Raw genomic sequence first — 14,181 nt, forward strand, 5'->3', positions numbered from 1 at the left:
CGTTGGCGCGACCTTCGCCAGCATCAGAGTTGCGCCACTTTCTGGTTGATGGCGTCGATGCAGCTGCGGATTTCCTGCATGGGTACGGCGACATAGCCAATGTTGGCCTGATGGGCGAGCTGGTTCAAGTTGTTGCCGATGCGGGCCAGCTGGTGGACCAGTTCATCGGTGATGCCGCGCGGATGTGGCAGCCGCACGGGTATGCCCTTCAGGTGCGCCTGTAAAATCGTTCTGGTCAACCGGGATATCTTGATGCCGCGTTCGGCGGCGATGCGGTGCATCTGGCGATGGTCGTCTTCACTCAGCCTTGCCTTGAGGAATCGTGGCTTGACCACCTTTTCTTCCTTGTCGGCCCGTTTTGAACATCTGCGCGGCATCTTAATGGCTTTCCTTGAAAGGAACGGAGCGGGGAGCCGGGGCTTGCCCCGGCGCCACAGGCGCCGAAGGCGCCGCCTTTGATCAAAATTGTGGTCAAAGGCATACCTCGCTCCGTTCCTTTCAACCTTCTCTTAGCTTCACTTTGCATACCAGTCGTATGCTCTGTGTATGGGCAGCATCGGTGCATCGACGCCACGTTCCGTGCCTACATGAAAACCATCCTTCGTCTTTCCAACGGCTTGCGCTTCATCTCGATGGCATCAGGGTGGCTTCGTGAGAGGCAAGTGCATGCAGGAATCGGAATACAGACCGTGAGCGCGGGTGGCTTCACGCCCCCCGGACCCCCCGTGAAGTAGTTCCGGCCGGTGATGGAGTGTATACAGCAAATGGGTGCTTATGGGGCAGGCGCGCGGGGTTTGCGACGCATTCGATATTGCTAAGATGGTGGCGCGGTACAGCTTGAAGAGGCGATGACCGTGCCGGTGATGGGCCACCGAAAGGACTGCGGCCTTCTCCATTGGGCCCCGCCCTAAACGCGGGGCCTTATTTGTTGAGACGGGTTACGAGTATCGTTTGCTACGCGAACGTCCCTTGTCGTGGTAGGCCTTGAAATCGCTCGCGGTGAAGTCGGCCTTGGAGCGTTTGATGGCGGGTGGGGTTGGCATGTAGCCGGTTTCGATGACCTCGCGCTGGGGTGACGGGATGCGCTTGTCGTGCAGGGCGGACGTGGTGTGCAGTCTCGCGATGACATCGAAGGGCACAGTCACGAGGTCGCTCAGCTGAACATTAAGGACCTCGGCCAATTGGCAGAGCAACCCGTGGGCCCATTGGCGCATGGCATCGGGGTCGGACATGTGGGCTGGGGCTTCTGAGGCGTCGAAGGCAAACGTCCAGGCCGGTGTGTCGTCCTTCTGCTCGAGCCAGGCCTTGAGGGAGAAATTGCCGCCGAGATAAACGCGGTGCTTTCCCTGATGGTTGACGGTGTGGGTGATGATCATGACGGGAGCCTACCTCGGCAGCCACCGGAGGCGGCAAGGCGCACTGCCCACGGCGTAGGCATCCGGTAGCTTCAGCAACACAAGAACAACCGGGAGTGTTGCAGCCAAGTCTACATGCGGGGCGTGCGTTTGCGGCTTCTGGTTGGTTTCGGCGGGTCCATCTTGGGTTCGAAGCCCGGCAATTCGTAGGGAAGCTTTTCGGATTTGACGAAGGAGAGCTTGATGGGCTTGTCGGGGGCGTCGAGGTAGGTCCACGTGCCGGTTTTCAGGTCAAGGGTAAATTCACGGCCATCATCGACGTAAACGCGCTGATGGTTCGGGTTGTTCTCGATTTGGGCTTCTTCGCGGGCGTTGATGGCGAGCCCGAGGTGATGGGAGGCTTCGCTCAACCGTTCAACCGCTTCGATGATCTTCGGGTCGTCGGTTTTGAGGCGGTGAAGGGTTGCGTTGAGCCCGATGTCGATGGTGGAGGCGATCATCTCGAGCATCGCGTTGCTGCGTTCGTCTTTGCCGATGGCGCTGGCCAAGGTTTTTCGTGCCGCGCGATACTCGTCATGCGCGGCGGTGCAGGCGGCTTGAAGCTTTGTCAGGTTTAAAGGGGCCACCTTGTGGACTCCCGTGTTGCGAAGCGGCGTTCACGTTGTAATCTGCAGGCAGAGGGATTCAAACGCAAGAGCAAGGGCCCGTGGCGGATATTCCTGAGAGAAAGACGCTGCTGCAAACGGCACAGGCGGCGGCATATCTGCATATCAGCCCACGGACCCTTGAGGATTACCGGATCAAGGGCGGTGGCCCCGTGTTCATTCGGCTTGGTTTGGGGAAACGGAGCCCTGTTCTGTATGACCTTGCGGATCTGAATGCGTGGCTGGATTCCCGGAAGGTGGCGGCGACGTTTGAAGAATCATAGCGCCGGACAGGATGTTGTCGATGGCTTGTCCGGTTTGGAGAGAGGTCGTTTTGGCTCTCTGGTTGAAAATGTGCAGATAGAGTTTTGTGGTTTCGATGCTGGCATGACCGAGGAGCGCACCGACCGCGCGGGCCGAGGCACCCTGATCGGCTGCGAAACTGGCGAACGAATGCCGGAAGTCGTGCAGGCGGAAGCCTTCAAGTCCGGCCCGCTTGCGGATCTTGTCCCACGGCTTCTTGATTTCGCTGATGCACGTGCCCTCTTTGCGTCCGACCATGTAGTAGGGGTTCCCTTCGACTTCGGGAATTGAGTCCAGAATGCTCATGGCGTAGGGGCCGAGATGAAGTACCTTTTTGCCGGTTTTGCTGTCGGGCAGGTAGGCGATCATGCGGTGGGGGTCTACGTAGCTGCGCTTGAGCGTGAAGATTTCGTTGCGCCGTGCTCCGGTGAAGAGAAGCAATAGGATGGTCGCCACCTGGATGCGGGAGGCCTCGTTCCGCAGCAGGGCCTCGTGCAGGGCTTTTGCCAGACGTCGGAGATCATCTTGTGACAGGAACTGGGCGCGGCTGATTTGCTTGTATTTGCGGACGCCTTTGGTGGGGTTTAGCGCATCGGGGATGAGTTCCTCGACAATAGCCCAGTTGAAGACGACGCTGATGATGCCGCGCGCGTGGTTCGCAGCGCTGGGGGCCATAACGAGCGATTGATGCAGTGCCTGACAATCGGCCCGTTTGAAATCCTTGAGGGGTTTGTTTTTGAAGTAGGGCACGATGACCCTTTGGGTGATGCGTGTGTATTCCCTGAGGGTGCTCGGTTTGATGTGGGGACCGTGAGCTGCGGTGAACCTGTCGAAGGCCTCCTTGAACGTGATTGCAGTGGTTTCTGACTTGTCTTTGTCGATTGTTGGCTCGAAGTGCCTGTCGACATTACGGAGTATGTCGGAGGCCTGTTGCCTTGCCCTTTCGGCTGACCATGCCGGATGGGAGCCGATGGTGATCCAACGCTGCTTGCCCCTGTGGCGTGTCTTGACGAAGAAGGTGACGGTGTTCTTGCGGCGGCGCGCACCAAATCCCCTGAGGCTGGTATCGCGGATGGTATCGCCGGGTTCGAGGGTCTTGATGGCGGATTGGGTAACGGATTTGATAAGGTTCATGATCGGCCCTGTCGGCTTGGGGTTGCCTGATGCTTTTTGGGGCCGGGCTACCACGCAATATGATGGTGGAAGCGGCGGGCTACCAATGGGCTACCAGGGCAAAGCGGTAACAGGGCGTATTGTACGTTGTCGGATAATATCGGTCAGTCCGAAAAACCATGTAAGTTCAGGGGCGTACCGTAACAGTCCGTAACCCTCAGGGATGGTGGTCACCAATTCCTAATCTGAGGGTCACAGGTTCGAATCCTGTCGGGGTCACCATTTCTTCGGTGCATGCAAGTCGGAGCCAGTCCGTTTTGGAGGCTGGTTTATCCTATTTGTGCCTTGGCCCGCCCCCGGTGCGGCCGCGCGATTTGCGCTCGATCGTCTCAACTGTACTCTTTGAGAGAGCCAACTTCTTTGGCGCGTTGATCTGGTCGTTAAGGACTGTGGATTGACGACCGGTGCGTTGGTTCGTTCCGGCGTGTTTTCGTACGGTGGTCTCAGGGTGAATTGAACCGGAGAAAAGCGTAACCGTTATGACGATACCGATGGACCTGCAGTGTGCCTCAAAGGATTTCGAGAAGTTTCTTGCTGATGCGCGAGATGCATCCGGGCTCACGACGCGCAATCAGACCTACACGATGGTTCAAGGCGTGATGTTGGTGTTCCGTCGTCGTCTTAGCTTGAAGGATGGCATACGCTTCGCCAGCGTGCTTCCTCCTCTTTTGCGCGCGATTTTCGTCAGTGATTGGGACACGGATGAGCCGCAGCGTCCGTTTGATGGTCGGAGCGAAATGACGCGCGAAGTGCAGGCCCTTCGAAAGGATCACAATTTCTCACCGGAGACTTCCATTCGGGATGTCGCAATAGCTTTGCGCAAGAACATCGATGAGGAGGCCTTCGAGCAGGTTATCGCATCCCTTCCGCAAGAGGCATCCGAATTTTGGCGGCGATGAGTTAGCGTCCTGTCGAGTCACCGGCCTTGACAATGTGCAGATCAACCTCCGGCATTCCTCTGCACAAAGACATTGAGTTCTGCAAGCGAATCACGTCCCGTTGTCAACTCTATGATGGGCTGCGGGAGGGTGTGTCCGATTTGGCAGGTAGGCCGGGTCGATAACGCGATACCTTGAAAGGTTGCGCTGAAGTCAAGGGACGCAGATTCCGTATTAAATGCCCCGGGGCATAGAAGGGGCTGAGAAATGAACGGTGGCTCAGGTTTGTGGTTCGCTCGCTTATCGCGGGAGATGTCCAATCAGCTATCGGCACCACCCTCGGTCTCGACGGTACCGCTGCGCTTGCCGGCCAGGCTGGGACTGCTGCGGGAGATTCGCTTGACGTAACGGTCGACGGTGTCACCCAGACAATCACAATTAACGCAGCTGACACGCTTTCAGATATTGCGGCCAAGATTGAAGCGGCGTTTCCAACTCTCGAAGTCTCGGCGACCACTACCGGCACGAACGATACCCTGACCATTGGTCAGGGGGGGTACGGTGATCGACGACTTCACCCTCATGAATAACAATAACACGCCAGTGACTGCGCTCGGATTTCCCGGACCGTTTCCTAGGACCGTCGATGCGTTGTTCGATGATGGTGGTTCGGGCGGCACTGGCGGAGCGGCTGTCGTGCTCGAGGCGACTAGTGATGACACCTTTGAGAATCTCGGGACGATAATTGGCGGTGCCGGAGGGGCCGGAAGCGCAGCTGCTATCGTCAATCGCGGTTCGATTCGGGGCGGTGCAGGAGGTGCAGGAGGTGTAGGCGGTGCTGGCGGGAGCGATGGCTCCGACGGTGCGGGGGGCATTGGTATCGTCGGCAGCGATTTGACGATCACGAATAGCGGTACCATCGCCGGAGGGTTGGATGGAGATGTGGCTACCCGCGCAGATGCGATTCATTTTACGGGCGGCACCAACACGCTAATCCTAGAAGCAGGCTCTACGATAACGGGAACGTCGTTGCATTCAGCGCCGCGGACACGTTGTCTTTTGGCGGAAACTCCGACAGCACTTTTGACGCGTCAGTGGTCGGCCCCGGCGGCCAGTACCAGGGCTTCGGCGCCATCGGCAAGATCGGAAGCGGGACCTGGACGTTTACCGGCGCCGGGACCTAAACAGTTGACACCACGGTCGACGATGGAACCTTGCTGGTGAACGGCTCGCTTGCCAGCGAAGTGATGGTTGGACCCGGTGGCGTATTGGGTGGCAACGGTACTCTCGGCGGCGGTGTGATCAATAACGGTACACTGGCACCAGGTAATTCGATTGGCATCGGTCTCAGAGCTTCCACGATGATGACGTTCGGCAGTGTTACGGCTGCTGCGCATGGTCTGCTCGGTTGGCGCCACGCCTTCGGCGACACTGTCCCACTGGCCGCGCACAGTGTCGTCGGCAGCGGTTCTTTTTTAATTGCCGGAGCTCCTATTGCCGATGACACAGCGCTTATCGAGGCGGGTATCGACTTCAATCTTGCTGTAAACTCCAGCTTGAACTTTTCTTATTCCGGCCAGCTTGCCTCGGACGCGTACGATCACGGAGTGAACGCCGTTCTCTCCGTGCGATTCTGATCTGCGGCCCGAAATCCGAACTGGCTGCCGCTGCCGGAATGGGGGCGATGGGGCTTTGTCGGCGTTCTATTTTTTCGAGCGGAATGAGTGCAGGGCCTCAAGCCACCGGATAAAGAACGGTTGATTGTCGACGGGCTCGTATTCGGGCCCAAGATAGAGGCCAACCGCTTTAATGCGTCCCGAGCCGTCGATGTCGCGGACAATCAAATCCATACTCCCGAAATCCACGCGGTCGCCGGGTTCGGGTGGCCCTGACAGACGGTCTTCCATGTATTCGGCAATGGTCAATTCTGAACCAACCTTTGAACGCACACCATACATGTCTGCCAGCCGCTCCAACGGCTGCGTTGGGTCCAGCTGGAATTGCCCGAACAGTGTCGGATCATCTTCATCCACGCTCGTTGCGGCGCTGGCAAAGAGACGGTCGAGCATTGGGACGAGACGCGGTGGCGTGAAGATGTAGATATGGTCGCCGGTCTGGAGCCGTCCGGCATCATGCAATCGTAGGGAAGCGCCATCGCGGAGAATGAGCGATGGCCGGGCCCATCGCGGTAACCTTGCGCCAGTTGCGATGGGGCTGTCGGGGACGATACGGTAAGATACAAGCTCATGGGATGTGCCGCCGGGGAGCTCGAGTTCTATCTTTTCCAGCGGACCGGTTTTCGGTGGCACGATCTGCCCCAGCCAGCGGGCGACCGGACGTATGGTCCAACCCTGCAGAAGCAGTGATACCAGCACCGCAATGAATGTAATGTTGAAATACAGCTGGCTGCTTGGCAGGCCGCCTGTGATTGGTAGCACGGCAAGCAACACCGATACGGCGCCGCGCAGGCCGACCCAGGAAATGAACGCGGTATCCTGTGGCCGATAGTTGAAGGGGAGTAGACATAACCAGACGGCGATGGGCCGGGCGATAAAGGTCAGCACCGCAGCGACGACAATGCCCTGCACGATGGCGTCTGGAAACTGGGAGGGACTAGCCAACAGCCCCAGTAACAAGAACATTGCGATCTGGAAAACCCAAGTCAGGCTGTCCTGGAATTTACGGAGCGAGATGATGCCGCTGAATTTGGCATTGCCTGCAATGACACCAGCGACGAAAACGGCAACAAAGCCACTGCCGCCGACCATGCCGGTTATACCGAAGCAGAGCACCGCCAATCCCAATGTAATTAAGGGGTAGAGGCCTGCTTCGAGGTTTAGCCTGGTGACCACCTGAATAATTACGAAGCCCCCGAGTACGCCGAATGCCAAGCCCAACCCGGCTTGTTGGAACGCGGTTATTGCGAAGGCGAGCAGCCCTGAGGGTGTATCAGGACGTGCGAGAAGTTCGACAAATACGGTGGTGAGTAGGATAGCGATCGGGTCGTTCGAACTCGATTCGACTTCCAGAGTCGAACGCACGCGGTCGCGGATTGTCACGCCACCGACGCGAAGAAGGAAGAAGACCGCGGCGGCGTCCGTCGATCCAATAATCGAGCCAAGCAACATGCCTTCCAGTAATGAGAAGCCGAAGACAAAATGTGCGGCGAGCCCGACGATACTGGCGGTGATGACCACGCCTGCAGTTGCCAAAAGTAGGGATGGGCCTGCCGAGAGCCTCAAGGACTGCAGTTTGGTGTTGAAACCGCTGTCATAGAGGATGATGGCGAGGGCTATGCTGCCGAAGAAATAGACGGATTCTGCATCGTCAAATTGGATACCCCCTATACCGTCTTCGCCAGCAAGCAGGCCGATGGAGAGGAAGACGAGAAGAAGCGGGGCACCGAAGCGGAAAGCGATGATGCTCGTCAATGCCGAAATAATCAGTAGTGAAGATCCTACTATGATTATTCCGTACATGGACGTCAGCATTGCGTTCTCGATCTCCTCTCCGGCTTGTTCATTAAAGCGATCCGATCTCGGCGAGCGTATCGTCGCAAACCAACAGTCGGAAGTCCCGTTAGGACGACAGACCAGCGACGTTATCGATGCGAGGAATGCCCGAACTATCGTACGTGACCGTGCGGTTCTGTCTAGAGGTCAGAACACCGTGTTACTGGGAAAAATGCGCACGGTTACTGGAAGTTTGAGAAAAATTGAGGCTCTTGCCGGGGGACGAGGCAGAATTGGGAGATTGATACGCAGTTGAATTGAAATTGAACTGAGGCGCAGCAGGGGGAAGCGATTGTGAGAACAACTTCCGGAGCGAGAAAGGATTGACCGGCGTTGCGCCGGTCTCCGTGGCATCAGACTTCTCTATGCGGCAGCAGGACCGGGGTCCGTATCGTCCGTCGGTGGAAGTGTGTCGATGGTTCCTTCAACCTTGACGACGGTCATGGATCGGCGATGACCATCACGCGTCATCCATGAAATAGATTGCCCTTCGGACAGTCCAATGAGGGCCGTACCGATTGGTGTCAGAATCGAGATCTTTCCTTCCGCGATATCGGCCTGGCCTGGAAAGACAAGTGAGACCCGGCGCTCGCGCCCGTCGTCGGCTTTGTAGAGGACGGTTGAGCCCATCTGCACCGTTGTCGGGGGAACGGATTGAGCGGGAACGACTTCCGCACGCTCCATTTCGTTGAGGAGTTCTTCGGCAACTTCCGGCGCTCGATCGAGTGCCGTTGTCGCGAGTGTCGTCAAGCGGCGCTGATCTGCGTCACTGACAATGATGCCGGGCTTTTTTGGAAATTGAATGGTGTCGGTCATGGCTAGGCGCACCTTGCGATATTTGTCCGTGGACTTGTCCTACGGTTCAAATGAAATGGTTGAGGCGGTTGCGCACCGAGGCCGATATGCGGAACTTTCCGCTAAGAGCAATTGCGTATCGGAAAGACGCGCCCCAGGCTCGGAGGGTGCGCGTTGGCCGAGCTGGGGTTACTATTCTGCGATGAGCAGAATCCGAAGCGCACGTGGCGCACTAATGCTGGCCAAAGTTTTCATAACGATCAGTTTGGGGTTTCCGCGACTGTTGTCAAGCCAGAGCTTGCAGTGCTGTTTCTGGGCCGGCTGCAACGAAGTTTAGATCGTCGCAGGAAAAAAAGGCTGAATTTGGCAGCGGACAAGCTGAGGTTGGAGAGGCGATCCTCGCCAACTGCCAAGCTCAGCTTGCGCGCCGATGTGAGATCAGGTCGTCTCTGAAGTTTGTTTTCTTCCGGTCGCTCGGTGGAAGCGTTCTCTCATCTTCTGGAAGATCACGTAGAGCGGTGGCACGATGAAGATGCCGAGAATACTCGCGCCAAGCATGCCGGCCAGGACCGGGACGCCAACGGCAAACATGCTACCGGCGCCGGGCCCACTCGCCAGTACGAGTGGGATCAGACCCATGATAAACGCGATACTCGTCATCATAACCGGCCGGAAACGCAGGCGGGCACCGTTGATCGCAGACTCGAGAACACTTTCACCTTCGGCGCGTCTTTCGACGGAAAACGCGACGATCAGAATAGCGTTTTTGGCAGCCAGAGCGATCAACACGACGATGCCGATCTGGGCATAAAGCGTGAAACTCAGACCGACGAGCCACAGTCCAAGAAGTGCGGCGAATATGGCGACAGTTACCGAGAGGACCACGGGAATTGGGATCGTCCAGCTCTCATAAAGGCCTACGAGGAAAAGGAAAGCAAAGACTATTGCGAGTCCGAGCACGATCGGTGTTTGGCCTGCGGATTGGATCTGCTCGAGCGCCTGTCCCGTCCATTCGAACGAATAGCCTGGGGGCAGGGTACTCTTTGCGACTTGCTCCATGACCGTGATGGCTTCACCTGTGCCAATTCCAGGGGCAGCCTGGCCGTTAATCGAGATCGCACGGTAGTTGTTGTAGCGCGTGAGGGTACGGGGGCCGACATCTAGTCGCGCGGTGGCAATGGCCGACATAGGGGTCATTTCTCCGGCGGCATTTTTGACGTACACGCCGTAGATGTCGTCGATAGCGCCGCGGAACTGGCGCTGGGCTTGAATGCGTACCGTCCAGGTGCGGCCATAAAGGTTGAAGTCGTTGATATAATAGCCGCCGAGTGTTGACTGGAGTGCAGCGAAGACACTGGCGAGGTTGATGTTCAACGCCCGTGTCTTATCGCGATCGATATCGAGCCGGACAATCGGTGTTTCAGCGTCGAACGTGGAGAAGACCGAGGTCAATTGAGGTTGCTGGTTTGCAGCCACGATGAGCCCGCGCATAGCCCCCGCCATGTCGGAGGCTTCTTGTCCCTGGAGGGCCTCCAGCATGAATTCAAAGCCACCTACCTGACCAAGACCAGAGATTGATGGGGGGTTGAGCGGTATGAAATTGCCATCCGGAATCGTCGAGAGCTGTCCATAGAGCCGTCGAACAACTGCTGTAGAACCCATGTTCCGTGCTTCGCGCTCGCCATACGGTTTCAAGCGAATGAACATCACGCCCGCGTTGGAAGCGGCGCCGCCTCCGAGGAAGTCGAGACCAAGAATTGTGGTAACGCCGTCGACGGCTGGATCTTTTGAAACGATCGCTTCTGCTTTGGCGGCGGCCTCAGAAGTTCTATTCAGCGACGCACCGGCAGGAAGATTAACGATGGCCATGATGAACCCGCGGTCCTCGTCGGGGAGGAAGCCAGAGGGCGTTTGAGAGAAGAACCAATAGGTCAGACCGGCTACGGCCGCGAGCGCCACGATGCTTAGCATCGCGACTCTGACTGCCTTAGAGACTAGCGCTGCGTAGCCATCCCCGATGTGATCGATGCCGCGCGTGATCCGGCCCATGATGCCTTTTGGAGCGCCGGGTGTCAGGAATACGGCGCACAGAGCCGGCGACAACGTCAGAGCGTTGATGGCCGAAATGACCATCGCGGCCGAAATGGTGACGGCGAACTGGCGGAAGAGGACACCTGATGAGCCGGGCAAGAACGCCACAGGAATGAACACCGACAATAGTACCAGCGTAATTGCGATGACCGGTCCAGCAATCTGCGACATGGCCTTGCTTGTGGCTTCGGCCGGTGTGAGGTGCGGCTCCTCGTGCATGACGCGCTCGACGTTCTCGACGACGATGATGGCGTCATCGACGACGATACCAATGGCGAGAACGAGAGCCAGGAGAGAAATGGTATTGGCCGAATAGCCGAAGGCAAGCAGGACCGCGAACGTCGAAATGATCGCTACGGGAACGGCAATGAGCGGAATGATTGTTGGGCGGAAACGGCCGAGGAACAAAAAGACGACAATAGCCACGAGTGCGAACGCTTCGAGAAGAGTACTGATTACCTTCTCGATCATGGCGCCGACAAACTCAGCAGTGTTGTAAACATACTCGAATTCGACCCCCTCGGGGAACCGCGGTCTCAGGGATTCGAGTTTGTCAGTAACGGCCTGTGCAACCGACACGGCGTTTGCACCCGGTGATAGATACACACCGACAGGGGCGGCGGGGTTTCCTTGATAACGGGCTTCGGAGTCAAACGAGGCGGCTTCGAGCTTGACGTCCGCCACATCTTTCACACGGACGAAGGCGCCGTTTTCACCGCCGCGGACAATAATGTTTGCGAACTCGTCTTCGGACACAAGACGGCCTTGTGTGACGATCGAAAGCTGCATGCGCTGGTCAGAAGACAATGGCGCGGCACCAATGCGGCCCGCTGCGGCCTGCACGTTTTGCGACTGGATCGCTTGGATGACATCCTGCGCCGAGAGATCGAAGTTAGCCAGACGCTCGGGATCAATCCAGATACGCATGGAGTAGTCGCGCGCACCGAAGATGGAGGCATCGCCAACGCCGGGCACGCGTTTGATCTCGTCCAGAATGGAGATGTTTACGAAGTTTGAGAGGAAGAGCTGGTCTTTGCTGCCGTCAGGTGAGTGGAACAGAAAGACCTGCAAAAGGTCAGTTGAAACCTTGGCTACCGTCAAACCTGTACGGCGGACCTCTTCGGGTAATTTCGAAGTTGCGAGACCCGTACGGTTCTGAACGTTGACCGTGTTGATGTCGGGGTTGGTTCCGAGCGTAAAAGCGACCGTCAGACTGTAAGAGCCATCATTGGACGAGGTCGACTTCATATAGCGCATATCCGAGACGCCGTTGATGGCGTTCTCGAGCGGCTGAGCGATGCTTTCCTCCACCGTCACCGCGTCTGCACCGCCATAGTTGGCGCTGACACGAACCGTTGGTGGGGCAATGTCTGGATACTGCGCGACAGGAATAACAAGTGTAGCGATGACCCCAGCGAGGGTCATCACGATGGAAATGACCATCGCCAGACGTGGGCGACGAATGAAGACGTCAAAAATCATCGCTGAGCGCCGCCTTAGTTCTGAGCCGAGATGTCTGCTTTTGCGAGATGTGGCTCGACGAGCGAGCCCGGCCGTGCCTTCAGGTGTCCACTGACTATCACGCGGTCACCCTCCTCCAGGCCTTTATTGATGATGACGTTCGGCGAGACTTGGTCTCCGAGCTCAACGCGTCGCATCTCAACCTTGTTATCTTTGTTCACGACAAGAACATAGGCCCCCTCCTGATCGAGTAGGACGGCTGATTGAGACATCACCAGCTTCTTTTCGGCTGTTTTGGAAATAACCGATACGCCAAGGAGCTGCTGATCGACGAGGAGGCGCTCTGGATTGGGAATGGACGCGCGAATTGTCACCGTGTCCGTGCCCGCATTGCCTTCCACTTCGGCGAAGCTAATGGAACCATCGTGCTTGTAAATTGAGCCGTCCGGAAGCGTTAGCCGGACAATGACGTTATCTGAATTGAAGCCTTCACGGCGGGCGTGGAGCAATACGCGTTGCGGCACCGCAAACGCGACGTACATCGGGTCCTGCCGGACGACAGTCACGAGGGGATTACTGCTGGGCGTGACGTACTCACCGACTGCATAAGTCGCGCGGCCTGTTCTTCCGTCCATAGGGGATCGGATGACCGTGTAATTCAAATCGAGTTGTGCCTTCGTTAGATTAGCTTTTTCGGCTTCGACGGCGGCTTTGGCTTGCGACAGCTTCGCGTCGGCGTCGTCCAGCGTAGCTTGAGACGTCGTTCCCTTGTCTGTCAGAGGCTTAATGCGGTCGTATGTGGCTTGGGCGAGCGCTTGTCCGGCTTGAGCGCTGGCGAGATTGGCTTTGGCCAACTCAACAGCTGCTTCATAGGGTTCACGTTCCAGTTCGAACAGGATTTGTCCGGCTTTGACTTCGGCCCCCTCTTCGAAGCCGCGACTTTTTATGAAGCCTGAAACTCGCGCCTTAATCGTGACTTTGTCGATGGCCTGCACACGTCCGGTGAACGTCTGTTGTGGCGAGATTTCCTGGTTGTGTACCGCGTCCACGATAACGCTTGGTGGCGGTTGATTGGCTCCAGGCGTTTGGCTGCGCGCTTCTTTTGGCCATACCGAACACACCGAAAGGCATATGGCGAGAACGGTGAGAATAGGCTTCGGCGTCATTCAGACGGCTCCTCACAGGAGTTCAATGGCTGAGGGAAAAACCCGTTTAGACCTTATAAGCAAGATTGGCTCGGAAGGTGCCGGCAACGGCACGCTGGGCTAACCTACGATAGAGGCGGGGCTCAACCAAGCTGAGTTTCGCGGTTCCAGCGCATAATGTTTGGCCCGTGAAGCGTCGTCTCACGGGCCAAACAATGACATACGTGCGCAGACGGATGAGGTCCAGGGAGAGTAGGTAAACTTATTGTTGCGTGAGGGGCTAGGGCCTCAGCGACGTTCGTGATCGCGTTGCCAATATACAAACAGCACGGTGACAACCGCCGTGAGGATCATCGTGGCCAGAATGTCAGTTCGGTAGATAAAGGCCAGCCAAGTGTCGAATCCTTTGAAGGTCTTGCCTTTAGCGACCAACAGACCATTGCCTACGACGACGGCCAATACGACCAACGCCGTTAATGCTACGGCGGAAGCGATTTGGATAAGTCTTTTGAAGAACCGCGGAACGGACAACTTTTTGCCGGGTAGGACCAGGGTCGTCTTCACGGACATGGCTCGTCTCTCCGATTTGGCCGATCGGCAAAACATACCTGATTCGTGGCTGGCAAGGGGGATGCTGGCTGTTTCCTCGTGCGTGCGCGCACGGCTGATTTGTCGGTTTTTTCGCGCTTCGTTCGCCTTTTCTGACCGAGATAACTTGTTAAAAGGCTTTTAGTCAGATTGGACAAATCGACTGTTCTGGGATGACCTGCCGCGCAGGATGATGCACATAGAGGGCGGAATAGGGCACGGGACAGCGGGTGGCG

At 57.1% G+C, this 14,181-nt stretch carries 14 protein-coding genes; 5 read left to right on the top strand and 9 right to left on the bottom strand.

Going from position 1 to position 14,181, the window contains the following annotated elements; genetic code table 11:
* Positions 1-23 precede the first annotated feature (23 nt).
* The 3 genes from K5845_RS13500 to K5845_RS13510 all read right to left on the bottom strand — a co-directional run bounded on the left by K5845_RS13500 (position 24) and on the right by K5845_RS13510 (position 1,981).
* Complete coding sequence (locus tag K5845_RS13500; RefSeq protein ID WP_287959220.1) at positions 24-377, bottom strand: MobC family plasmid mobilization relaxosome protein; 354 nt, start codon at positions 375-377, stop codon at positions 24-26.
* Positions 378-938: 561 nt separating this feature from the next.
* On the bottom strand, positions 939-1,376 hold the full coding sequence (locus K5845_RS13505) for a hypothetical protein (protein WP_287959221.1): 438 nt from the start codon (positions 1,374-1,376) through the stop codon (positions 939-941).
* Positions 1,377-1,486: 110 nt separating this feature from the next.
* The gene (locus K5845_RS13510; protein ID WP_287959222.1) at positions 1,487-1,981 is read right to left on the bottom strand and encodes a hypothetical protein; all 495 of its coding nucleotides are present in this window, start codon (positions 1,979-1,981) and stop codon (positions 1,487-1,489) included.
* Between the two features lie 80 nt (positions 1,982-2,061).
* On the opposite strand from K5845_RS13510, the gene K5845_RS13515 reads away from it, so the two are divergent.
* Positions 2,062-2,283 (top strand): helix-turn-helix domain-containing protein, encoded by a 222-nt coding sequence (locus tag K5845_RS13515; protein ID WP_244466778.1) that lies wholly within the window; start codon positions 2,062-2,064, stop codon positions 2,281-2,283.
* Here the strand turns inward: K5845_RS13515 and K5845_RS13520 are convergent.
* Positions 2,177-3,436, bottom strand: a complete 1,260-nt coding sequence (locus K5845_RS13520) for a site-specific integrase (protein WP_287959223.1) — start codon at positions 3,434-3,436, stop codon at positions 2,177-2,179. The genes K5845_RS13515 and K5845_RS13520 overlap by 107 nt on opposite strands.
* A gap of 518 nt (positions 3,437-3,954) precedes the next feature.
* Here K5845_RS13520 and K5845_RS13525 point away from each other — a divergent pair.
* From K5845_RS13525 to K5845_RS13540, 4 genes are all read left to right on the top strand, one after another.
* On the top strand, positions 3,955-4,374 hold the full coding sequence (locus K5845_RS13525) for a DUF2267 domain-containing protein (protein ID WP_090227103.1): 420 nt from the start codon (positions 3,955-3,957) through the stop codon (positions 4,372-4,374).
* Between the two features lie 266 nt (positions 4,375-4,640).
* The gene (locus K5845_RS13530) at positions 4,641-4,943 is read left to right on the top strand and encodes a hypothetical protein (RefSeq protein ID WP_287959224.1); all 303 of its coding nucleotides are present in this window, start codon (positions 4,641-4,643) and stop codon (positions 4,941-4,943) included.
* Positions 4,915-5,577 (top strand): hypothetical protein, encoded by a 663-nt coding sequence (locus K5845_RS13535; protein ID WP_287959225.1) that lies wholly within the window; start codon positions 4,915-4,917, stop codon positions 5,575-5,577. The genes K5845_RS13530 and K5845_RS13535 overlap by 29 nt, the downstream gene beginning before the upstream one ends.
* Positions 5,574-5,990 (top strand): autotransporter outer membrane beta-barrel domain-containing protein, encoded by a 417-nt coding sequence (locus K5845_RS13540; RefSeq protein ID WP_287959226.1) that lies wholly within the window; start codon positions 5,574-5,576, stop codon positions 5,988-5,990. The genes K5845_RS13535 and K5845_RS13540 overlap by 4 nt, the downstream gene beginning before the upstream one ends.
* Positions 5,991-6,056: 66 nt before the next feature.
* On the opposite strand, the gene K5845_RS13545 is transcribed toward K5845_RS13540, so the two are convergent.
* The 5 genes from K5845_RS13545 to K5845_RS13565 form a co-directional block, all read right to left on the bottom strand.
* Entirely contained in the window at positions 6,057-7,844 is a 1,788-nt protein-coding gene (locus K5845_RS13545; protein ID WP_090227115.1) for a potassium/proton antiporter, read from the bottom strand.
* A gap of 384 nt (positions 7,845-8,228) precedes the next feature.
* Entirely contained in the window at positions 8,229-8,681 is a 453-nt protein-coding gene (rnk, locus tag K5845_RS13550) for a nucleoside diphosphate kinase regulator (protein ID WP_046477082.1), read from the bottom strand.
* A gap of 417 nt (positions 8,682-9,098) precedes the next feature.
* The gene (locus K5845_RS13555) at positions 9,099-12,233 is read right to left on the bottom strand and encodes an efflux RND transporter permease subunit (RefSeq protein ID WP_046477080.1); all 3,135 of its coding nucleotides are present in this window, start codon (positions 12,231-12,233) and stop codon (positions 9,099-9,101) included.
* A 14-nt stretch (positions 12,234-12,247) separates the two neighbouring features.
* Positions 12,248-13,378, bottom strand: coding sequence for an efflux RND transporter periplasmic adaptor subunit (locus K5845_RS13560; RefSeq protein WP_052743708.1), 1,131 nt, complete (start codon positions 13,376-13,378; stop codon positions 12,248-12,250).
* Between the two features lie 267 nt (positions 13,379-13,645).
* Positions 13,646-13,927, bottom strand: a complete 282-nt coding sequence (locus tag K5845_RS13565; protein ID WP_046477078.1) for a hypothetical protein — start codon at positions 13,925-13,927, stop codon at positions 13,646-13,648.
* Between the last annotated feature and the right edge of the window lie 254 nt (positions 13,928-14,181).

It is taken from the genome of Filomicrobium sp., from assembly GCF_025698805.1.
Taxonomy (GTDB): Bacteria; Pseudomonadota; Alphaproteobacteria; order Rhizobiales; family Hyphomicrobiaceae; genus Filomicrobium; species Filomicrobium insigne.

Excerpts from the sequence above, each read along its gene's own strand:
- K5845_RS13500 (WP_287959220.1), bottom strand. The coding sequence starts at position 377 with ATGCCGCGCAGATGTTCAAAACGGGCCGACAAGGAAGAAAAGGTGGTC.
- K5845_RS13505 (WP_287959221.1), bottom strand. The coding sequence starts at position 1,376 with ATGATCATCACCCACACCGTCAACCATCAGGGAAAGCACCGCGTTTAT.
- K5845_RS13520 (WP_287959223.1), bottom strand. The coding sequence starts at position 3,436 with ATGAACCTTATCAAATCCGTTACCCAATCCGCCATCAAGACCCTCGAA.
- K5845_RS13525 (WP_090227103.1), top strand. The coding sequence starts at position 3,955 with ATGACGATACCGATGGACCTGCAGTGTGCCTCAAAGGATTTCGAGAAG.
- K5845_RS13545 (WP_090227115.1), bottom strand. The coding sequence starts at position 7,844 with ATGCTGACGTCCATGTACGGAATAATCATAGTAGGATCTTCACTACTG.
- rnk (WP_046477082.1), bottom strand. The coding sequence starts at position 8,681 with ATGACCGACACCATTCAATTTCCAAAAAAGCCCGGCATCATTGTCAGT.
- K5845_RS13555 (WP_046477080.1), bottom strand. The coding sequence starts at position 12,233 with ATGATTTTTGACGTCTTCATTCGTCGCCCACGTCTGGCGATGGTCATT.
- K5845_RS13560 (WP_052743708.1), bottom strand. The coding sequence starts at position 13,378 with ATGACGCCGAAGCCTATTCTCACCGTTCTCGCCATATGCCTTTCGGTG.
- K5845_RS13565 (WP_046477078.1), bottom strand. The coding sequence starts at position 13,927 with ATGTCCGTGAAGACGACCCTGGTCCTACCCGGCAAAAAGTTGTCCGTT.